General features: G+C 71.5%; 18 protein-coding genes. 4 read left to right on the top strand and 14 right to left on the bottom strand.

Annotation, left to right across the window (positions count from 1 at the left end; translation table 11 throughout):
* Positions 1-86: 86 nt before the first annotated feature.
* Complete coding sequence (locus ACZ3X1_RS25145; RefSeq protein WP_356811660.1) at positions 87-2,141, bottom strand: APC family permease; 2,055 nt, start codon at positions 2,139-2,141, stop codon at positions 87-89.
* Between the two features lie 325 nt (positions 2,142-2,466).
* On the opposite strand from ACZ3X1_RS25145, the gene ACZ3X1_RS25140 reads away from it, so the two are divergent.
* Both ACZ3X1_RS25140 and ACZ3X1_RS25135 read left to right on the top strand, forming a co-directional pair.
* The gene (locus tag ACZ3X1_RS25140; RefSeq protein WP_030838372.1) at positions 2,467-3,135 is read left to right on the top strand and encodes a potassium channel family protein; all 669 of its coding nucleotides are present in this window, start codon (positions 2,467-2,469) and stop codon (positions 3,133-3,135) included.
* On the top strand, positions 3,132-3,794 hold the full coding sequence (locus ACZ3X1_RS25135; protein WP_030650639.1) for a potassium channel family protein: 663 nt from the start codon (positions 3,132-3,134) through the stop codon (positions 3,792-3,794). The genes ACZ3X1_RS25140 and ACZ3X1_RS25135 overlap by 4 nt, the downstream gene beginning before the upstream one ends.
* 498 nt (positions 3,795-4,292) lie before the next feature.
* On the opposite strand, the gene ACZ3X1_RS25130 is transcribed toward ACZ3X1_RS25135, so the two are convergent.
* The 7 genes from ACZ3X1_RS25130 to ACZ3X1_RS25100 form a co-directional block, all read right to left on the bottom strand.
* The gene (locus ACZ3X1_RS25130) at positions 4,293-5,036 is read right to left on the bottom strand and encodes a DUF3159 domain-containing protein (protein WP_362630569.1); all 744 of its coding nucleotides are present in this window, start codon (positions 5,034-5,036) and stop codon (positions 4,293-4,295) included.
* 6 nt (positions 5,037-5,042) lie between these two features.
* A complete protein-coding gene (locus ACZ3X1_RS25125) occupies positions 5,043-5,462 on the bottom strand; it encodes an OB-fold nucleic acid binding domain-containing protein (RefSeq protein ID WP_136229447.1) in 420 nt (139 codons plus the stop codon).
* A 25-nt stretch (positions 5,463-5,487) separates the two neighbouring features.
* Entirely contained in the window at positions 5,488-6,174 is a 687-nt protein-coding gene (locus tag ACZ3X1_RS25120) for a response regulator (RefSeq protein WP_362630573.1), read from the bottom strand.
* Complete coding sequence (locus tag ACZ3X1_RS25115) at positions 6,171-8,813, bottom strand: DUF4118 domain-containing protein (protein WP_467281036.1); 2,643 nt, start codon at positions 8,811-8,813, stop codon at positions 6,171-6,173. The genes ACZ3X1_RS25120 and ACZ3X1_RS25115 overlap by 4 nt, the downstream gene beginning before the upstream one ends.
* Before the next feature lie 193 nt (positions 8,814-9,006).
* Positions 9,007-9,792, bottom strand: a complete 786-nt coding sequence (locus tag ACZ3X1_RS25110; RefSeq protein WP_356811656.1) for a DUF3710 domain-containing protein — start codon at positions 9,790-9,792, stop codon at positions 9,007-9,009.
* A 1-nt stretch (position 9,793) separates the two neighbouring features.
* Positions 9,794-10,339: a dUTP diphosphatase gene (gene dut / locus ACZ3X1_RS25105; RefSeq protein ID WP_467281035.1), complete on the bottom strand. Its 546-nt coding sequence runs from the start codon at positions 10,337-10,339 to the stop codon at positions 9,794-9,796.
* A complete protein-coding gene (locus tag ACZ3X1_RS25100) occupies positions 10,339-10,923 on the bottom strand; it encodes a PaaI family thioesterase (protein WP_467281034.1) in 585 nt (194 codons plus the stop codon). The genes dut and ACZ3X1_RS25100 overlap by 1 nt, the downstream gene beginning before the upstream one ends.
* Positions 10,924-10,981: 58 nt before the next feature.
* On the opposite strand from ACZ3X1_RS25100, the gene ACZ3X1_RS25095 reads away from it, so the two are divergent.
* Positions 10,982-11,440 (top strand): DUF3093 domain-containing protein, encoded by a 459-nt coding sequence (locus tag ACZ3X1_RS25095; RefSeq protein WP_467281033.1) that lies wholly within the window; start codon positions 10,982-10,984, stop codon positions 11,438-11,440.
* Positions 11,441-11,473: 33 nt separating this feature from the next.
* On the opposite strand, the gene ACZ3X1_RS25090 is transcribed toward ACZ3X1_RS25095, so the two are convergent.
* From ACZ3X1_RS25090 to ACZ3X1_RS25075, 4 genes are all read right to left on the bottom strand, one after another.
* Positions 11,474-12,403: a hypothetical protein gene (locus ACZ3X1_RS25090; protein ID WP_467281031.1), complete on the bottom strand. Its 930-nt coding sequence runs from the start codon at positions 12,401-12,403 to the stop codon at positions 11,474-11,476.
* Between the two features lie 12 nt (positions 12,404-12,415).
* Positions 12,416-12,712: a DUF4193 domain-containing protein gene (locus ACZ3X1_RS25085; protein ID WP_030036261.1), complete on the bottom strand. Its 297-nt coding sequence runs from the start codon at positions 12,710-12,712 to the stop codon at positions 12,416-12,418.
* A 382-nt stretch (positions 12,713-13,094) separates the two neighbouring features.
* Entirely contained in the window at positions 13,095-14,342 is a 1,248-nt protein-coding gene (locus ACZ3X1_RS25080) for a sensor histidine kinase (protein ID WP_467281030.1), read from the bottom strand.
* A 4-nt stretch (positions 14,343-14,346) separates the two neighbouring features.
* On the bottom strand, positions 14,347-15,000 hold the full coding sequence (locus ACZ3X1_RS25075) for a response regulator transcription factor (protein ID WP_453705395.1): 654 nt from the start codon (positions 14,998-15,000) through the stop codon (positions 14,347-14,349).
* A gap of 246 nt (positions 15,001-15,246) precedes the next feature.
* Between ACZ3X1_RS25075 and ACZ3X1_RS25070 the strand changes: the two genes are divergently transcribed.
* Positions 15,247-15,426 (top strand): hypothetical protein, encoded by a 180-nt coding sequence (locus ACZ3X1_RS25070; RefSeq protein WP_030821464.1) that lies wholly within the window; start codon positions 15,247-15,249, stop codon positions 15,424-15,426.
* Positions 15,427-15,547: 121 nt separating this feature from the next.
* Here the strand turns inward: ACZ3X1_RS25070 and ACZ3X1_RS25065 are convergent, their stop codons facing one another.
* A complete protein-coding gene (locus ACZ3X1_RS25065; protein WP_467281066.1) occupies positions 15,548-16,309 on the bottom strand; it encodes an inositol monophosphatase family protein in 762 nt (253 codons plus the stop codon).
* Positions 16,310-16,388: 79 nt separating this feature from the next.
* Positions 16,389-17,540, bottom strand: coding sequence for a ferrochelatase (locus ACZ3X1_RS25060; protein ID WP_467281029.1), 1,152 nt, complete (start codon positions 17,538-17,540; stop codon positions 16,389-16,391).
* Positions 17,541-17,569: the final 29 nt, after the last annotated feature.

Raw genomic sequence — 17,569 nt, 5'->3', positions numbered from 1 at the left:
ACCAAAAAAAGTGAACGGCCGGACGACCGACCCACCAGTTTACGTGGATCTCGTCCGGCCGTTCACCAACCCGTTCACCAACCGGTTCAGCCCTTGCCGGTCGGCGCCTTCGACGGTCGCGGGGTGTCGACCGGACCGCGGCGGACCGAGCCCGGGGCGTTCCAGTCCTGGCGCTTCTTCGCCCGCCTCTTGGCGAGCTCCGAGGACTCCAGCTGGTAGGGCACCGAGGTGACCATCACACCGGGGGTGAAGAGCAGCCGGCCCTTGAGGCGCAGTGCGCTCTGGTTGTGCAGCAGGTGCTCCCACCAGCGGCCGACGACGTACTCGGGGATGTACACGCTGACCGCGTCGCGCGGGTTCTCGCTGCGCAGGCCCTTGACGTACTCGACGACCGGGCGGGTGATCTCGCGGTACGGCGAGTCGAGGATCTTGAGCGGGACGTTGATCCCGCGCCGGTCCCACTCCTCGCGCAGCGCCTTGGTCTCGGCCGTGTCGACGCTGATGCTGACCGCTTCCAGGGTGTCGGAGCGGGTGAGCTTGGCGAAGGCCAGGGCGCGCAGCGTGGGCTTGTGCACCTTGGAGACCAGGACGATCGAGTGGACGCGGGAGGGGCGCACGCTGTCGTCGCTGGGGCCCTCGGCGGCGGCGATCTCGGCGGAGACCCGGTCGTAGTGCTTCCGGATCGCGGTCATCGTGCCGTAGAAGATCACCATGCCGAGCAGGGCGACCCAGGCGCCGTGGGTGAACTTGGTGGCCAGGACGATGACCAGGACCATGCCGGTGAAGAAGGCGCCGAAGGTGTTGATCGCCCGGGAGCGGTGCATGCGCCGGCGGGCGGCGGCGTCGCGCTCGGTCTTCAGGTGCCGGTTCCAGTGCCTGACCATGCCGATCTGGCTGAGCGTGAAGGACACGAACACGCCGACGATGTACAGCTGGATCAGTTTGGTCGAGTCCGCGTCGTAGATCCAGACGAGCAGTATGGCGGCGCCGGCGAGGAGCACGATGCCGTTGGAGAAGGCGAGCCGGTCGCCGCGCGTGTGCAGCTGGCGCGGCAGGTAGCGGTCCTGCGCGAGGATCGAGCCGAGCAGCGGGAAGCCGTTGTACGCGGTGTTCGCCGCCAGGAAGAGGACGAGCGCGGTGGCCGTGGCGAGCAGGATGAACAGGATGCTGCCGCCGCCGAAGACGGCTTCGCCGACCTGGGAGATCACCGGGTCCTGGACGTACGAGGGGCCGACCGGGACGCCGTCGTCCAGCAGGTCCACGGCGGGGTTCTCGGCCATGCGCACGTCGGTGGCCATGGCGAGGCCGATGATGCCGCAGAACATGGTGACCGCCAGGCCGCCCATGAGGGCGAGGGTGCTCGCGGCGTTCTTGCTCTTGGGCTTGCGGAAGGCGGGGACGCCGTTGCTGATGGCCTCGACGCCCGTCAGTGCGGCACAGCCGGAGGAGAAGGCGCGCAGCAGCAGGAAAACCATCGCGAAGCCGGCGAGGCCCTTCTGCTCGGGTTCGATCTCGAAGTCGGCCGTCGGCGCCGACATGGTCTCGCCGAGGACGATGCCCTTCCAGGCGCCCCAGCCGATCATGACGAAGACGGCGGCGACGAAGACATAGGTCGGGATCGCGAAGAGTTTGCCGGACTCCTTCACGCCGCGCAGATTCATCAGGGTGAGCAGAAGGATCATGACGATCGCCGAGAGCACCTTGTGCTCGATGACGAAATGCACCGCCGAGCCGAGATTCTCCACTCCGGAGGAAATCGACACGGCGACGGTCAGGACGTAGTCGACGAGCAGGGCGCTCGCCACGGTCAGGCCGGCCCGGGGTCCGAGGTTGGTGTTGGCCACCTCGTAGTCGCCGCCGCCGCTGGGGTAGGCGTGGACGTTCTGCCGGTAGGAGGCGACCACCGTGAACATCAGCACCACGACCGCGAGGGCGATCCAGGGGCTGTACTGGTACGCCGACACGCCCGCGATCGACAGGACCAGCAGGACCTCGCCCGGGGCGTAGGCCACGGAGGAGAGAGGGTCGGACGCGAAGACAGGAAGGGCGATCCGCTTGGGAAGGAGTGTTTCCCCGAGGCGGTCGCTGCGTAGCGCCCGGCCGATCAGGATCCGTTTGGGCACGTCGGTCAGTTTGGACACGCAGAGGATCGTAAGCGTTCGAAATCAGGCTGACGAACCCCCCACCCCCTCATAACGCGATCCCGTCGCATTTCCTCCCCGACCGCACCACGAACGCACCACGACCGCACCGCGGTCGTGCTCCGAGTGGGCCGCGGATACGTCGCGGAGGTGCCCCGGTGGGCCCGGGCGGGCCCGGACGAGCCCGGGTGCGTCCCGAGAAGCGAACAACAGGCCTCACCCGTGACCACCCGTGTGTAGCTTGGGCCATGGTCTGAGACCCTGTTAAACCAGAGATGCAATGAGGCTGGGAACCAGCGAGTCGCTGACAGCCGGAAGGACGGCCGTGCACATCGTCATCATGGGTTGCGGAAGAGTGGGCTCCGCCCTCGCGCAAACCCTGGAACAGCAGGGGCATACGGTCGCAGTCGTCGACCAGGACCCCACCGCATTCCGCCGGCTCGGCGCCGGATTCGGCGGCCGCCGCGTCACCGGGGTCGGCTTCGACCAGGACACCCTGCGGGAGGCGGGAATCGAGGACGCGGGCGCGTTCGCCGCCGTCAGCAGTGGTGACAATTCCAACATCATCGCCGCGCGGGTGGCCCGGGAGATGTTCGGCGTCGAGAACGTCGCCGCGCGCATCTACGACCCCAAACGCGCCGAGGTCTACCAGCGCCTGGGCATCCCCACCGTCGCCACCGTGCGGTGGACCGCCGACCAGATGCTGCGCCGGCTGCTGCCGTCGGGCGCCGAGCCGCTGTGGCGGGACCCGAGCGGCGGCGTTCAGCTCGCCGAGGTGCACACCTCTCCCGCCTGGATCGGGCACAAGGTCAGCAAGATCCAGGACGAGACCGGCGTCCGTGTCGCGTTCCTCACCCGGCTGGGCGAGGCCATGCTGCCGACGTCGCAGACGGTGCTGCAGGAGGGCGACCTCGTCCACGTGATGATGCGCACGGACGAGATCGACAAGGTCGAGGCGGCTTTCGCCGAGGGGCCTGAGGAGGCACACGCATGAGGGTCGCTATCGCCGGGGCAGGCGCGGTGGGCCGCTCCATCGCGGGCGAGCTGCTGGAGAACGGCCACGAGGTGCTCCTGGTCGACAAGGCGCCGACCGCCATCTCGGTGGAGCGGGTGCCTCAGGCCGAGTGGCTGCTGGCCGACGCCTGCGAGATCACCTCGCTGGACGAGGCGGCGCTGCAGCGCTGCAACGTGGTCATCGCGGCGACCGGTGACGACAAGGTCAACCTCGTCGTCTCGCTGCTCGCGAAGACCGAGTACGGCGTGCCGCGCGTGGTGGCCCGCGTCAACAACCCGAAGAACGAGTGGCTCTTCAACGAGTCCTGGGGCGTGGACGTCGCGGTCTCCACGCCGCGCCTGATGTCGGCCCTGGTCGAGGAGGCCGTGAGCGTCGGCGACCTGGTGCGGCTGCTGCGCTTCAGCCACGGCGACGCCAACCTGGTCGAGCTGACCCTGCCGGCCGACTCCTCGGTCGCGGGTACGCAGATCAGCGAGATCAGCTGGCCCGAGGACACCTCGCTGGTGACGATCATCCGGGGCAACCGGGTGCTCACCCCGCACGGCGAGGAGACCCTGGAGCCGGGCGACGAGCTCCTCTTCGTGGCGGCCCAGGCCCGCGAGGAGCAGCTGGAGGACCTCCTCCAGGCCCGCCGCTAGTCCTGCGGACCTGCTCGGCGGACGGCGGACGGACGAAGGGGGCGCGCCCGGCACGGCGCGCCCCCTTCGCGCTTCCCCACCACAGGCCCTGCGGGCCCGCCCGGGCGGTCTCGGCCACCCCTCGGCCTGCGCATGGCAGCGCCACGCACCGTCGGCCGGCCCTCCGGGCACGCTCGGCGAACGAGCCCCGCCCGTGGCCGGCCCGGAGCGCGGACGGCGTGCCGGCAGGTCGACGGCAGCCCGGCCCCCGCGACACGTTCGGCGTGGCTTCCCGAAGGCGCGACCTCGGCAAATGCGGCCACTGGTGCCCGGATCGGGCCCGCGGCCCCAGGGCCGTTCTCGACCGGGGCCCGGCAGGCTAGGGCCTGGGGCCGGGGCCGGTCAGGCCTGGGGCCGGGGCCCGGGCGGCCAAGGGCTGCCCGGTGGCTGCGGCCCGCAACGCGGAAGGGCGGGAGCGGCCTTTCGGCCGTCCCGCCCCTCGTCACGTCTGCCCGTCGGTCAGGGCTTCCGGTGGGACGTCGCCTTGCGGGCCTCCTCGGCGGCCTCCTTGGCCTCCCACTCCGCGATGACGTCGATCGGCGGCGGCGCCTTCGCCAGGAAGACCCAGGTGAAGTACACCGCGAGCACCATCGGCGGGAGCTTCAGCGCGATCAGCACCCAGCCCAGCTGAGTCGCGTCGCCCCACCAGTACAGCGGGAAGAGGATCGCGTACTTGGCGAGGAAGATCAGCCCCCAGGCCAGGCTGGCCTTCGTGTACGCCTTCTTGCGCCCCGGGTTGCGCGTGCGCCAGGACAGGTTCTCCTTGAACACCGGGCCGAGGATCACGCCCAGCAGCGGGAAGCCCACCAGCGCCGAGACCGTGAAGGCCACGCCCAGGCCGACGCCGTAGATCATGCCCGGCAGGTAGAACCCCTTCGCGCTGCCCGTGAAGAGGGCGAAGGCCACGCCCACGCCCACGCCGAAGACGCCGCTGAAGGCGTGCTTCACCGTGTCCTTGCGCAGCAGCCGCACGATCACCAGCAGCACGGCGACCGCGCCCGCCGCGACGGCGGACATCTTCACGTCCTTGTTGACCGTGTAGATCATGACGAAGAGCAGCCCGGGGAGCATCGTCTCGACGGTGCCCCGGACACCTCCGAACGCGTCGAACAGCGCCGCCTGCGTCACGGCCTTCTGGTCCGCGGACTGCTCCGCGGGGGGCTCGGCGCCGGGCTCCGGATTGGTCGGTTTGTCGAGTGACATCGCCGGTTACTGCTCCTGTCCGAGCGGTCGGAGTTCGTACTTCGGGTTGAACAGCACCCGACGGCCGTGACTCAGCGAGATGCGCCCGGAGGCGATCATGCGTCGCCCGGGCTCGATTCCCACGATCGAGCGACGCCCGAGCCAGACCACGTCCAGTGCGCCGGAGCCGTCGAACAGCTCGGCCTCCAGAGCGGGGACGCCGGCCCTCGGGCGGAGGGTGACCGTACGCAGGGTGCCGGTCACCTTCACTATCTGGCGGTCGTCGCAGTCGCAGATCCGCGTACAGCCCGCGGCTTCTGCGTCCTCCTGCAGCTCCGCGGAATGCAGGTCCTCCTGCGAGGTCGACAGCCGCTCGATCATCCGGCGGAACCGGCCCGCCGGCCTGGCCGGCTTCGCGGGCTTCTCGGGACGCGGTTCAGCACTCATACAGGAAAGCCTACCGGCGCGCCGACTACCTCTCGAAGCGGTATCCCATGCCCGGTTCGGTGATGAAGTGCCGCGGATGCGAGGGGTCCGCCTCCAGCTTGCGCCGCAACTGGGCCATGTAGACCCGCAGGTAGTTCGTCTCGGTGCCGTACGACGGCCCCCAGACCTCCTGCAGGAGGTGTTTCTGGCTGACCAGCTTGCCGCCGTTGCGGACCAGGACCTCCAGCAGGTGCCACTCGGTGGGGGTCAGCCGTACGTCACGCCCCTCGCGCACCGCCTTCTTGGCGGCCAGGTCCACCGTGAAGCCCTCGGTCGCCACGACCACCTCGCCCTCTCCCGCACCGGCGGACGGTTCCGCCCGGCGGACGGCGGCGCGCAGCCTGGCCAGCAGCTCGTCCATGCCGAAGGGCTTGGTCACGTAGTCGTCGGCGCCCGCGTCCAGGGCCTCGACCTTCTCGTCGGAGCTGTGCCGGGCGGAGAGGACCAGGATGGGGACGCGGGTCCAGCCGCGCAGCCCCCTGATCACCTCGACCCCGTCCATGTCCGGGAGACCGAGGTCGAGGACGACCACGTCGGGGTGGCGGGCCGCCGCGAGCTCCAGGGCGCTCGCGCCGTCGGCAGCGGCGTCGACCTCGTACGTGCGTGCCTTCAGATTGATCACGAGGGCTCGGACGATCTGCGGCTCGTCATCCACCACGAGCACCCGGGTCATTGAGGTCCTGCCTTCTGTCGCGTCTTGGTCTTCCGGTCACGGTCGTGACCGGTCTGCGATGCGTCCGCACCCAGGGTGGCGAGGCCGTCCCCGTCGCCGCGTTCGCCGGCGTCCACGGTGCCACGGACCGGCGCGCCGCGGTGTACCGCGCGCAGGGTCAGCACCATGGTCAGCCCGCCGCCGGGGGTGTCCTCGGCGGCGATCGTGCCGTCCATGGACTCGGTGAATCCGCGGGCGACGGCCAGCCCGAGGCCCACTCCGGCGCCGCGCGGGGCGTCCCCGTACCGCTGGAAGGGGGCGAAGATGCGGTCCTTGGCGTCGTCGGGGACCCCGGGACCGCGGTCGACGACCCGCACCTCGACCCGGTCGCCGAGGCTGCTGGCCGCCACCAGCACCGGCGTCCCGGCCGGGCTGTACTTGACGGCGTTCTCGACGACGTTGGCCACGGCCCGTTCCAGCAGCCCGGGATCCACCGCCACCATCGGCAGCGACTCGGGCACGTCCAGCAGCACGCTGTCCTCCGGTACGCCGCCCAGCGCCATCGGGACCACCTCGTCGAGGTCGATCTCCCGGATCAGCGGGGTGACGGTCCCGGTCTGCAGCCGTGACATGTCCAGCAGGTTGCCCACCAGGTGGTCGAGGCGGTCGGCGCCGTCCTCGATGCCCTCCAGCAGCTCGGCGCGGTCCGCCTCGGACCATTCGACGTCGTCGGAGCGCAGCGAGGTCACGGAGGCCTTGATGGAGGCCAGCGGCGTACGCAGGTCATGGCTGACGGCGGCCAGCAGGGCGGTCCGGATCCGGTTGCCCTCGGCCAGCCGGCGGGCCTCCTCGGCCTCGCCGACCAGTCGCTGGCGGTCCAGGACCACGGCGGCCTGGGCGGCGAAGGCCCCGAGCACCCGGCGGTCCTCGGCGGGCAGGACCCGCCCGGACAGCGCGAGCGCCATGTGGTCGCCGATCGGCATGTCCACATCGGCGTCCTCGGGGCGGGCGACCGGGCGGGGGCCGACGCTGCCGGCCCGTTTCCACGGGTCCCGGTCGTCCGCCCGTTCCAGCAGGGCCACCGACTCCATGGCGAAGGTCTCGCGCACCCGCTCCAGCAGCGCGTCCAGAGTGGTCTCGCCCCGCAGCACGCTCCCGGCGAGGAAGGAGAGGATCTCGGACTCGGCGCGCAGCCGGGCCGCCTGGTGGGTGCGCCGGGCGGCCAGGTCCACCACGGAGGCCACCGCGACGGCCACACCGAAGAAGACGGCGATGGCGACGATGTTCCTGGGGTCGGACACGGTGAAGCGGTGCAGCGGCGGGGCGAAGTAGTAGTTCAGCAGCAGTGAGCCGACGGCGGCGGAGGCCAGGGCCGGCCAGAGCCCGCCCAGCAGGGCGGCCGCCACGGTCAGCGCCAGGAACAGCAGCATGTCGTTGGCGATGCCGAGGTCCGCGGCGATGTGCGTGAGCAGGAGGCACAGCAGGACCGGGAAGACCGTGCCGACGACCCAGCCGGCCAGGATCCGGCTGCGTCCGAGGCGGGCGGCGGAGGGGGCCAGGGGCAGGCCCCGCCCCTTGGCGACCTCCTCGTGCGTGACGATGTGGACGTCGAGGTCGGGTCCCGAGTCGCGGGCCACGCTCGCGCCGACACCGGGGCCCAAGACGTACTGCCACGAGCGGCGGCGGCTGGAGCCGAGCACGATCTGGGTGGCGTTGACCCCGCGCGCGAAGGCGAGCAGGGCGTCGGGGATGTTGTCGCCGATGACATGGTGAAACGTTCCGCCGAGGTCCTCGACCAGCGTCCGCTGGACCGCGAGCTCCTTCGGCGAGGCCGCCGTCAGGCCGTCGCTGCGGGCGATGTAGACGGCGAGGATCTCGCTGCCCGAGCCCTTCGCCGCCATCCGCGAGGCGCGCCGGATCAAGGTCCGTCCCTCGGGTCCGCCGGTGAGCCCGACGACGATCCGCTCCCGCGCCTGCCAGGTCGAGCGGATGCCGTGCTCGCCCCGGTACTGCTGGAGGTACTCGTCCGCCCGGTCGGCGACCCAGAGCAGCGCCAGCTCGCGCAGGGCCGTGAGGTTGCCGGGCCGGAAGTAGTTGGAGAGGGCCGCGTCGACCTTCTCGGGCTTGTATATGTTCCCGTGCGCCATCCGCCGGCGCAGCGCCTGCGGGGACATGTCGACCAGCTCGACCTGGTCGGCCCGGCGGACGACCTCGTCGGGCACGGTCTCCCGCTGCCGCACCCCGGTGATCGACTCGACCACGTCCCCGAGCGACTCCAGGTGCTGGATGTTGACCGTCGACACGACGTCGATACCGGCTCGCAGCAGCTCCTCCACGTCCTGCCAGCGTTTGGCGTTGCGCGAGCCGGGGACGTTGGTGTGCGCGAGCTCGTCCACGAGCGCTATGGCCGGCCGGCGTTCGAGGACCGCGTCCACGTCCATCTCGGTGAAGGAGGCGCCGCGGTGGGCCAGGGTCCTGCGCTCCACCTGTTCCAGGCCGTGGAGCATGACCTCCGTACGCGGCCGCCCGTGGTGCTCGACGAAGCCGACGACGCAGTCCGCGCCCCGCTCCACCCTGCGGTGCCCCTCGGAGAGCATCGCGTAGGTCTTGCCCACACCGGGTGCCGCGCCGAGATAGATCCTGAGCCTGCCGCGTCCCATGGGCTCATTCTCGGGGACGTCCGGGCGGCGCACGCACCGATCGCGGCGGCGGGACCGATCCCTGACGGATCTCTGACGCGGGGTACGGCGCGGGTCGCAGGCGGGCGCGCGAGAGCCGGTGGGCCCCACCCCGTCGGGATGGGGCCCACCGGCCGGAAACACGACGCACCCCCTCTGCGGGGGCCGTCCGGGGTCAGCGGACCTCGGTGATCTCCGGGCCGCGCTCGAGCTGGCCCATGCCGCCGCCGAAGCGGGAGCCTTCCTGCTCCTCCGTCTGCACGCCGTCCGGCACCATCTGGGCGTCGTTCGGCAGCTTCAGGACGATCGGGTCGCGCGGGGCCATCGGGCCGTCGCCGCGGACGACGACGGTGTCCCGGAAGATCTGCTCCAGGACGCCCGCCGACTCGGGGCGCACCGCGCCCTGGCCGGAGATGACGCCGCGCAGGAACCAGCGCGGGCCGTCGACGCCGACGAAGCGGACCAGCTGGGCGCCGGTCTGCCCGTCCGGGAGCGGGACGGGCACCTGCGCACGCAGTTCCCAGCCCAGCGTGCCCTGGACCTCGTCGATGATGCCGCCCTGCTGGGTGATGCCCGCGGCGATCTCGTCGCGGACCTCGCCCCAGATGCCCTCCTTCTTGGGCGCGGCGAAGGCCTGCAGCTGCACGGCACTGTCGCCCAGGACCACGGTGGCGGCCACGATCGCGTCTCCGGCGACCTCGACGCGCAGTTCCATGCCGTCGACACCGGGTACGAAGATGCCGCCCAGGTCGACCCGGCCGTCGGCCGGGTTCCCGAGCACCTCTGAGATGTCCCAGGGGCCGTCCGGCCGCGGGGCCGGGGGCAGGTTGATCCGGCGCGGCGCGGCAGCGCTGTCCGACTCCTCCGCGTCGTCCTGCTCACCGGCGGCGACGCCGTCTACGACCTGCTCGGCCGCGCCGCCGTCATGGGCGGAGTCGTTCTTCTTGCGACGTCCGAACACGTCACTGTCCTTCCCGGTCGGTTACGACCGAAGCGTAGCCATTCCCACCCTGCTGACCAGCCCCGGATCCGGCCACGGCCGCATGACCGCCGGTGGAGCCGAAACCCCCCTCGGCCCGGGCCGAGCCGGGAAGTTCCGCCACCTCGTGGAAGCGCACCTTCTCGACCCGCTGGACAACCAGCTGGGCAATGCGGTCGAAACGCTCGAACCGGACGCTCTCGCGAGGGTCGAGATTGACCACGATCACCTTGATCTCTCCACGGTACCCGGCATCCACGGTCCCCGGGGCATTCACCAGCGCGAGCCCGCAGCGTGCGGCCAGACCCGACCGCGGGTGCACGAAGGCCGCGTACCCGTCGGGAAGGGCGATCGAGACCCCGGTGGGCAGCACCGCGCGCTCGCCGGGCTCCAGCACGGCGGCCTCGGTGGTCACCAGGTCGCAGCCGGCGTCACCCGGGTGCCCGTACGCCGGAATGGGAACCTCCGGGTCGATGCGGCGGATCAGCACGTCGACGTCATGGCGCGATCCGTAGTCGTTCAGGGGCATCAGGGGTTCACCTCAAAGGCGCGTGCGCGCCTGACCTGGTCCGGGTCGGCCATGGCCGCCCGGATCTCCTCGGGCCGTCCGTTGTCGGTGAAGTGGTCGACCTTCACCTCGATGAAGAGCGCGTCGGCCCGGACCGCGACCGGGCCGTCCGGCCCGCCTATCCGGCCCACGGCCGTGCAGTAGATCTTGCGACCGGCGACGGCGGTGACCTCGGCCTCCAGGTGCAGCACGGTCTCCACGGGCACCGGCCGCACGTAGTCCGTCTCCAGCCGGCCCGTCACGGCGATGACGCGCAGCAGCCAGTTCAGCGAGCCCAGCGTCTCGTCGAGTGCGGTGGCGAGCACCCCGCCGTGGGCGAGCCCGGGCGCACCCTGGTGGGCGGGCTTGACGGTGAACTCGGCGGTGACGCGCACGCCGTCACCGGCGCGGGCCTCCAGGTGCAGACCGTGCGGCTGGCTCCCGCCGCAGCCGAAACAGTGCTCGTAGTGGGCACCGAGGAGCTCGCCGGGTGCCGGCGCGTCGGGATGCCGGACCGGTGCCGCGGCACCGGCCGGGGGCGTCAGCGCTGTGTTTCGTCCACTCACAGCCGCAGACCTTACCCGCGCGGCTACCCACCGGTCGCCTCGTGGCAGGCTTGAGCGCATGCAGCTCTCCACCGCGCACCACGACGAACGCCTGACCGCCCCCCGCTCCTGGTGGGGCATCTCCGTACTGACCGGCCTCGCGGGCGCGCTGATGCTGCTGCCCCTGGGCACGCTGCCGCTGCTGGCCGGCCTGGTCGGCGGCACCGCGCTGGCCGGACTGCTGGTGAGTTCGTACGGTTCCGCGCGCGTGCGCGTGGTGAACGGTGCGCTGGCCGTCGGCGACGCGCGGATCCCGGTGTCGGCGCTGGGCGAGCCCGAGGTCCTCGACGCCGAGGAGGCCCGCGCCTGGCGGACGTACAAGGCGGACACCCGGGCCTTCATGCTGATGCGCAGCTACGTGCCGACGGCGGTCCGCGTCGAGGTCACCGACCCCGCCGACCCGACCCCGTACGTCTACGTCTCCACCCGCGAGCCGCAGGCCCTGGTCTCGGCCCTGCGCGCGGCGCGGGCGGCCTGACGCGCCGGGCCCTCGGCGGGGCCGCGGACGGCATCAGTCGCGCGTGAAGTACTCCGGCCCCTCAAGGGCGGCCCTGGTGGCCTCGGGAAGGGGCTCCACAGGCCGTTCCAGGGGCGGCAGGGTGCGCAGGGCCTCCCAGGCCACCGCCTGCCGGCGCAGGTCCCCACGGACCTTCTCGGCGAGTTTGCGGGTGTCGCGGCGGTTCATGACCGCTCCGACCGCCGCCCCCACCATGAACGGCATGAGGTTCGGCAGGCTGCGGATCATCCGCTTGACGATCTGCTGGCGCAGTTCGCGCTTCATCTGACCGCCGAGCGCCGCGTTCAGCGTCGTGGGCTTCGTCAGGTCGACCCCGCGCTCTTCGGTCCACGCGGTCAGGTAGGCGAACGTGCGCTCCTTGAGGCTGCCGTGCGGCCGCTGGCCGTACACCTCGTGGAGCTCCGCGATCAGCTTGAGCTCGATCGCCGCGACGCCGGTGATCTCCGCAGCCAGTTCGGCGGGCATCGCGGGCGGCACGGGCAGCATGGCTGCCGCGCCGATGCTCGCCCCGACGGTCGCCGAGGCGGCTGCGGCGCCCGAGATCAGCTTGTCGGCGAGCTGTTCGGGGCCGAGGCCGGGGAACTGCGCGCGCAGCGTAGCGAGGTCCCTGACCGGAACGCGCGGTGCGTTCTCGATGATCCTGTCGGTGATGTACAGAGCGGCGCCGCGCACGCCTTCGCCGCCCCTGCGCACACCGTTCTTGACGGCTTGCAGGCGACGTCCCCCGGGGCCGCGCCGGGATCCCTCGCCGGGCTCCGTGACCGACGCCGCCGGGGCGGCGGCGGAGGGCACGACGAGCGCCGCACTGGCGGAGCCGCCGGGGGCTTCGGGACCCGTCTGAGGGTCCGTGGTCACCACCTGCGTCTCCGCCGCATCACCTGGCTTTCGGAAGCGGCGCTTCCGAAAGGGTGTCGAGCCAGCCACGGCCGACGCCTCTCAGTCGCAGTCGCGACAGATCGGCTGACCGTTCTTCTCACGCGCCAGCTGGCTGCGGTGGTGCACCAGGAAGCAGCTCATGCAGGTGAACTCGTCGGCCTGCTTGGGCAGGACCCGGACGGCCAGCTCCTCGTTGGAGAGGTCCGCGCCGGGAAGCTCCAGGCTCTCGGCCGAGTCGAACTCGTCCATGTCGACGGACGAGGACGACTTCTCATTGCGTCGAGCCTTCAGCTCTTCAATGCTGTCGTTGTCGACGTCGTCGTCGGTCTTGCGCGGGGTGTCGTAGTCCGTTGCCATTGTTCGCTCTCCCCCTCTGGGTGTTAGCGGTGTCTCAGCGCACGTAACGCACGAGAGGCCGGACTTGTGCCCGACCTGAGGCGGAGATTTTGCCTCACATCAAGGTCTGTTACTCAATCGACACCCAGCCGCCCACCTGAAGCGGCGATTGGCTGGGATGACGACCGGGACCGTACACGGTCCGGGTGCCGTCTTGCACAAACGCCACCCCGTGTATTTCCCGCCATTCGGCGGGCCGGAAACCCGGACTTCCCGGGCGTTCCGGCCGCCCCCAAGTCACCAAACGCACATGGCCGGACACCACCCACTGTGATCGATCACACAGAGGCGGATGGATTCAGCGGCCAAGTATTCAGCCAAAAGCGAACACGGGGTGAGGGTGTCACAAAGGAAGAGTGACACGCATCACGAGGCCACCGCCCTCCCGGGGCATCGCCTGGATCCTGCCGCCGTGTGCGCGCGCCACGGAGCGCGCGATCGACAGGCCCAGTCCGACACCCTTGTCGCTGCCCGTACGCTCCGTACGCAGCCGCCTGAACGGCTCGAAGAGGTTGTCCACCTCGTACGCGGGAACAACGGGACCCGTGTTCGACACCAGGAGCACCGCCTGGCCGTGCTGGGCGACCGTGGTGACCTCCACCCAGCCGTCCTCCGGCACGTTGTACCGGACGGCGTTCTGCACCAGGTTGAGAGCGATCCGCTCCAGCAGGACGCCATTGCCCTGCACGACGGCCGGCGCGCGCTCGCCGCGGAACTCCACGCCCTTGGCATCGGCCTCGCCCCGCACCTGGTCGACGGCGCGCGAGGCGACCTCCGACAGGTCCACGGGCTTGCGCTCGACGATCTGGTTCTCGCTGCGGGCCAGCAGCAGCAGACCCTCGACCAGCTGTTCGCTGCGCTCGTTGGTGGCGAGCAGGGTCTTGCCGAGCTGCTGGAGCTCCACCGGGGCGCCCGGGTCGGACAGGTGCACCTCCAGCAGGGTCCGGTTGATCGCCAGCGGCGTCCGCAGCTCGTGCGAGGCGTTGGCGACGAACCGCTGCTGGGCCGTGAAGGCCCGCTCCAGCCGGTCGAGCATCTCGTCGAAGGTGTCGGCGAGCTCCTTGAGCTCGTCGTCCGGGCCGTCCAGCTCGATGCGCCGGGTCAGGTCGGAGCCGACCACCCGGCGCGCGGTACGGGTGATCTTGCCCAGCGGCGAGAGCACCCGGCCGGCCATCGCGTAGCCGAAGGCGAAGGCGATGATGCTCAGGCCCAGCAGGGCCATCAGCGAGCGGCTCAGCAGGTCGTCCAGGGCGTGCCTGCGCTGTTCGAGGATGCACTGGCCGATCGCGGCGTTGAACTGGTCGGGCGAAATCAGTTCGAGACCCACCACTCCGGGGCAGGAACTGCTGGTGACCTTGACCTGGCCGCCGACGATCTGGAACGGCAGTGCGTTGCCCTGCCGCAGGGCCTGCGCCGCGAGCAGGTAGATGATCGACAGCAGCAGGATGCCCGCGATCAGGAACATCCCGCCGTAGAGCAGGGTGAGGCGTATCCGGATGGTCGGCCTCAGCCACGGGAAGGGACCCTCGGGCTGGCCGGGGTCCCACGTCGGTTTCGGTGGCGCCGCCGGTGGCGCCGGGGTGGTCGCCACGCGGTCAGATCCGGTATCCGGAGCCGGGCACCGTCACGATGACGGGCGGCTCGCCCAGCTTGCGGCGCAGGGTCATCACCGTCACGCGCACCACGTTGGTGAACGGGTCGGTGTTCTCGTCCCAGGCCTTCTCCAGCAGCTGCTCGGCCGAGACCACGGTCCCCTCGCTGCGCATCAGGACCTCCAGCACCGCGAACTCCTTCGGGGCCAGCTGCACCTCCTTGCCCTCGCGGAACACCTCGCGCCGGTTGGGGTCCAGCCTGATCCCGGCCCGCTCCAGTACGGGCGGCAGCGCGACGGTGGTGCGCCGGCCGAGGGCCCGCACCCGGGCGGTCAGCTCGGTGAAGGCGAAGGGCTTGGGCAGGTAGTCGTCCGCCCCCAGCTCCAGGCCCTCCACGCGGTCGCTCACGTCACCGGAGGCGGTCAGCATCAGCACGCGGGTGGGCATGCCGAGCTCGACGATCTTCCGGCACACGTCGTCGCCGTGTACGAGCGGGAGGTCCCGGTCGAGCACGACCACGTCGTAGTCGTTCACGCCGACCCGCTCCAGGGCGGCGGCGCCGTCGTACACGACGTCCACGGCCATGGCCTCCCGGCGCAGGCCGGTGGCCACCGCATCGGCGAGCAGCTGCTCGTCCTCGACGACGAGTACGCGCACGTCGTTTCCTTCCTCCGAGCCCTGAAGGGCACACCTGTATTGCGTCGTACATCCTGCACGTTTCAGCCGTAAACCGGCTGTAAGGCGGGTCAGAGAGGGGCTCCCGGGGCTGAAGTGAGGATTCCCCGGCCTTCAGAGGTTTCTGGGCCCGGGGTGCCGGGGAGGACGTGAGAACACCCCATCCACTCCCTGACGGCGGTATAGCCACGTGCCGCCGCCGACCCACGAAGAGGGGGCGAACCCATCATGGACGCATTCACCGCGGGTCTCCTGCACCGCATCAGGGCCACGCAGTCGGATCTCAGGCACGCCCGTGAGACGGGCGACGACTTCCTCGCGGAAGTGGAACAGGCGGAGCTGGAAGACCTCCAGCGCTTGGCCGCCGAGCACGGCGTCCCGGTCACGGCCGCCGTACCCGCCTGCTGACCGGCCGCTGACCGGCCCTGCCCGGCAGCCGACCGGCCGCTGAGCGCCGGCTCAAGGACGACGTGGACCCCGGCCGCCCGAAGGGGCGGCCGGGGTCCACGTGCGTTGACCGCCGCCGCACTCAGTCGTGCCAGGCCCCGGCCTCTTCCAGCAGCGGCTGGAGGGAGGCGAAGACGGCCGGACTGGCGGCCAGTGCCAGCTCGCCCGAGGCCGGCTCCCCCGGGCGGCCGCCGGTCACGGCCCCCGCCTCGCGGGCGATCAGCTCGCCGGCGGCCAGGTCCCAGGGGTTCAGGCCGCGCTCGTAGTAGCCGTCCAGCCGCCCCGCGGCCACGTCGCACAGGTCCAGCGCCGCCGAGCCGCCCCGCCGGATGTCCCGCACCAGCGGGATGATCCGCTGCGCCACGTCGGCCTGGCGGGCCCGCCGGGTCTGGACGTAGGCGAAGCCGGTCCCGACCAGCGCCTGGTCCAGCGGGGCCGCCGGGCGGCAGGCGAGGCGGGCCGTGCCCAGCCAGGCGCCGCCGCCGAGGACCGCGTGGTAGACCTCCCCGCGCATCGGCGCCGCCACGACGCCGACCACGGTCTCGCCCCCGTACTCGGCGGCGATGGACACGCCCCAGCTCGGGAGCCCGTAGAGGTAGTTCACGGTGCCGTCCAGCGGGTCGACGACCCAGCGCACCCCGCTCGTCCCCGGGGTGTCCGCGCCCTCCTCGCCCAGCAGTCCGTCCTCGGGCCGCCGTTCGGCCAGGATGCCGGTGATCAGCTTCTCCGCCGCGATGTCCATCTCGGTCACCACGTCGATGGGGCTGGTCTTCGTCGCCGCCACCGCCAGGTCGGCCGGCCGGCCGTCGCGCAGCAGAGCCCCGGCCTGCCGGGCGGCCTCCATGCCGACGTCCAGCAGTTCGGCCTTCAGCTCTTCGGAAATCACGGTTCCTCTTCCTCGTACGCCTCGAACGGGCCGCCCGCTAGTACGGGCTGTCCGCGCCCGCGGCCGCCGGCCGGGGGCTGCGCGCCGGGCAGCAGCCCACCGCGCACAGGTCATGGCTCTGGCCCAGCATGCCCACCCAGCACTCCTCGGCCGGCTCCCCGCGCTCCTTGGCGGCACGCTCCAGCACGAGCTCCCGTACGGCCCCGGCGAAGGACGGGTCGGCTCCGACGGTCGCCGAGCGCGCGACGGGCAGGCCCAGTTCCGCCGCCTTGGCCGTGGCCTCGGTGTCCAGGTCGTACAGGACTTCCATGTGGTCGGAGACGAAGCCGATGGGCACCATGACCACGGCGGGCGCGCCCTCGGCGTGCAGGGCCTCCAGGTGGTCGCAGATGTCCGGCTCCAGCCACGGGATGTGCGGGGCGCCGCTGCGGGACTGGTAGACGAGCTTCCAGGGACGGGCGACGCCGGTGCGCACGGCCACCTCGTCCGCGATCACCCGGGCGACGTCGAGGTGCTGCTTGACGTAAGCGCCGCCCTCGCCGCCCCCGGTGTGGTCCTCCACGGGGCCGGAGGTGTCCGCCGCGGCGGTCGGGATGGAGTGGGTGGTGAAGGCGAGGTGGGCGCCCTCGCGGACCGCCTCGGGCAGTTCGCCGAGCGCCGCCACCACGCCTTCGATCATGGGGTCCACGAAGCCGGGGTGGTTGAAGTAGTGCCGCAGCTTGTCGACCCGCGGCGGCTCCACGCCCTCCTCGGCCAGGGCGGCCAGTGCGTCCGCGAGGTTCTCGCGGTACTGCCGGCAGCCCGAGTACGAGGCGTAGGCGCTGGTCGCCAGCACGGCGATGCGGCGGCGTCCGTCGGCGGCCATCTCCCGCATCACGTCGGTCAGGTACGGGGCCCAGTTGCGGTTGCCCCAGTAGACCGGCAGGTCCAGCCCGTGCTCGGAGAAGTCCTTGCGCAGCGCGTCCAGCAGCGCGCGGTTCTGCGCGTTGATCGGGCTGACCCCGCCGAAGCCGAAGTAGTGCTGCCCGACCTCCTTGAGCCGCTCGCGCGGGATACCGCGCCCGCGCGTGACGTTCTCCAGGAAGGGCACGACGTCGTCGGGTCCCTCGGGGCCGCCGAAGGACAGCAGCAGCAGGGCGTCGTACGGGGCGGCGGGCCCGCCGGCGGGCGGGGGGAGCTGGTCTGACATGCCTCGAATCCTGCCACCCGGCCCGCTCC

This window comes from Streptomyces sp. NPDC023541 (genome assembly GCF_055559995.1).
Note: the sequence above shows the minus strand (reverse complement) of the source record. Positions and strands in the feature narration are given on the sequence as shown.

What these genes read in the sequence shown, in the direction of transcription:
- ACZ3X1_RS25135 (WP_030650639.1), top strand. Translation starts at nt 3,132, where the DNA reads ATGAGGGTCGCTATCGCCGGGGCAGGCGCGGTGGGCCGCTCCATCGCG.
- ACZ3X1_RS25130 (WP_362630569.1), bottom strand. Translation starts at nt 5,036, where the DNA reads ATGTCACTCGACAAACCGACCAATCCGGAGCCCGGCGCCGAGCCCCCC.
- ACZ3X1_RS25125 (WP_136229447.1), bottom strand. Translation starts at nt 5,462, where the DNA reads ATGAGTGCTGAACCGCGTCCCGAGAAGCCCGCGAAGCCGGCCAGGCCG.
- ACZ3X1_RS25120 (WP_362630573.1), bottom strand. Translation starts at nt 6,174, where the DNA reads ATGACCCGGGTGCTCGTGGTGGATGACGAGCCGCAGATCGTCCGAGCC.
- ACZ3X1_RS25115 (WP_467281036.1), bottom strand. Translation starts at nt 8,813, where the DNA reads ATGGGACGCGGCAGGCTCAGGATCTATCTCGGCGCGGCACCCGGTGTG.
- dut (WP_467281035.1), bottom strand. Translation starts at nt 10,339, where the DNA reads ATGCCCCTGAACGACTACGGATCGCGCCATGACGTCGACGTGCTGATC.
- ACZ3X1_RS25095 (WP_467281033.1), top strand. Translation starts at nt 10,982, where the DNA reads ATGCAGCTCTCCACCGCGCACCACGACGAACGCCTGACCGCCCCCCGC.
- ACZ3X1_RS25085 (WP_030036261.1), bottom strand. Translation starts at nt 12,712, where the DNA reads ATGGCAACGGACTACGACACCCCGCGCAAGACCGACGACGACGTCGAC.
- ACZ3X1_RS25070 (WP_030821464.1), top strand. Translation starts at nt 15,247, where the DNA reads ATGGACGCATTCACCGCGGGTCTCCTGCACCGCATCAGGGCCACGCAG.
- ACZ3X1_RS25065 (WP_467281066.1), bottom strand. Translation starts at nt 16,309, where the DNA reads ATGGAGGCCGCCCGGCAGGCCGGGGCTCTGCTGCGCGACGGCCGGCCG.
- ACZ3X1_RS25060 (WP_467281029.1), bottom strand. Translation starts at nt 17,540, where the DNA reads ATGTCAGACCAGCTCCCCCCGCCCGCCGGCGGGCCCGCCGCCCCGTAC.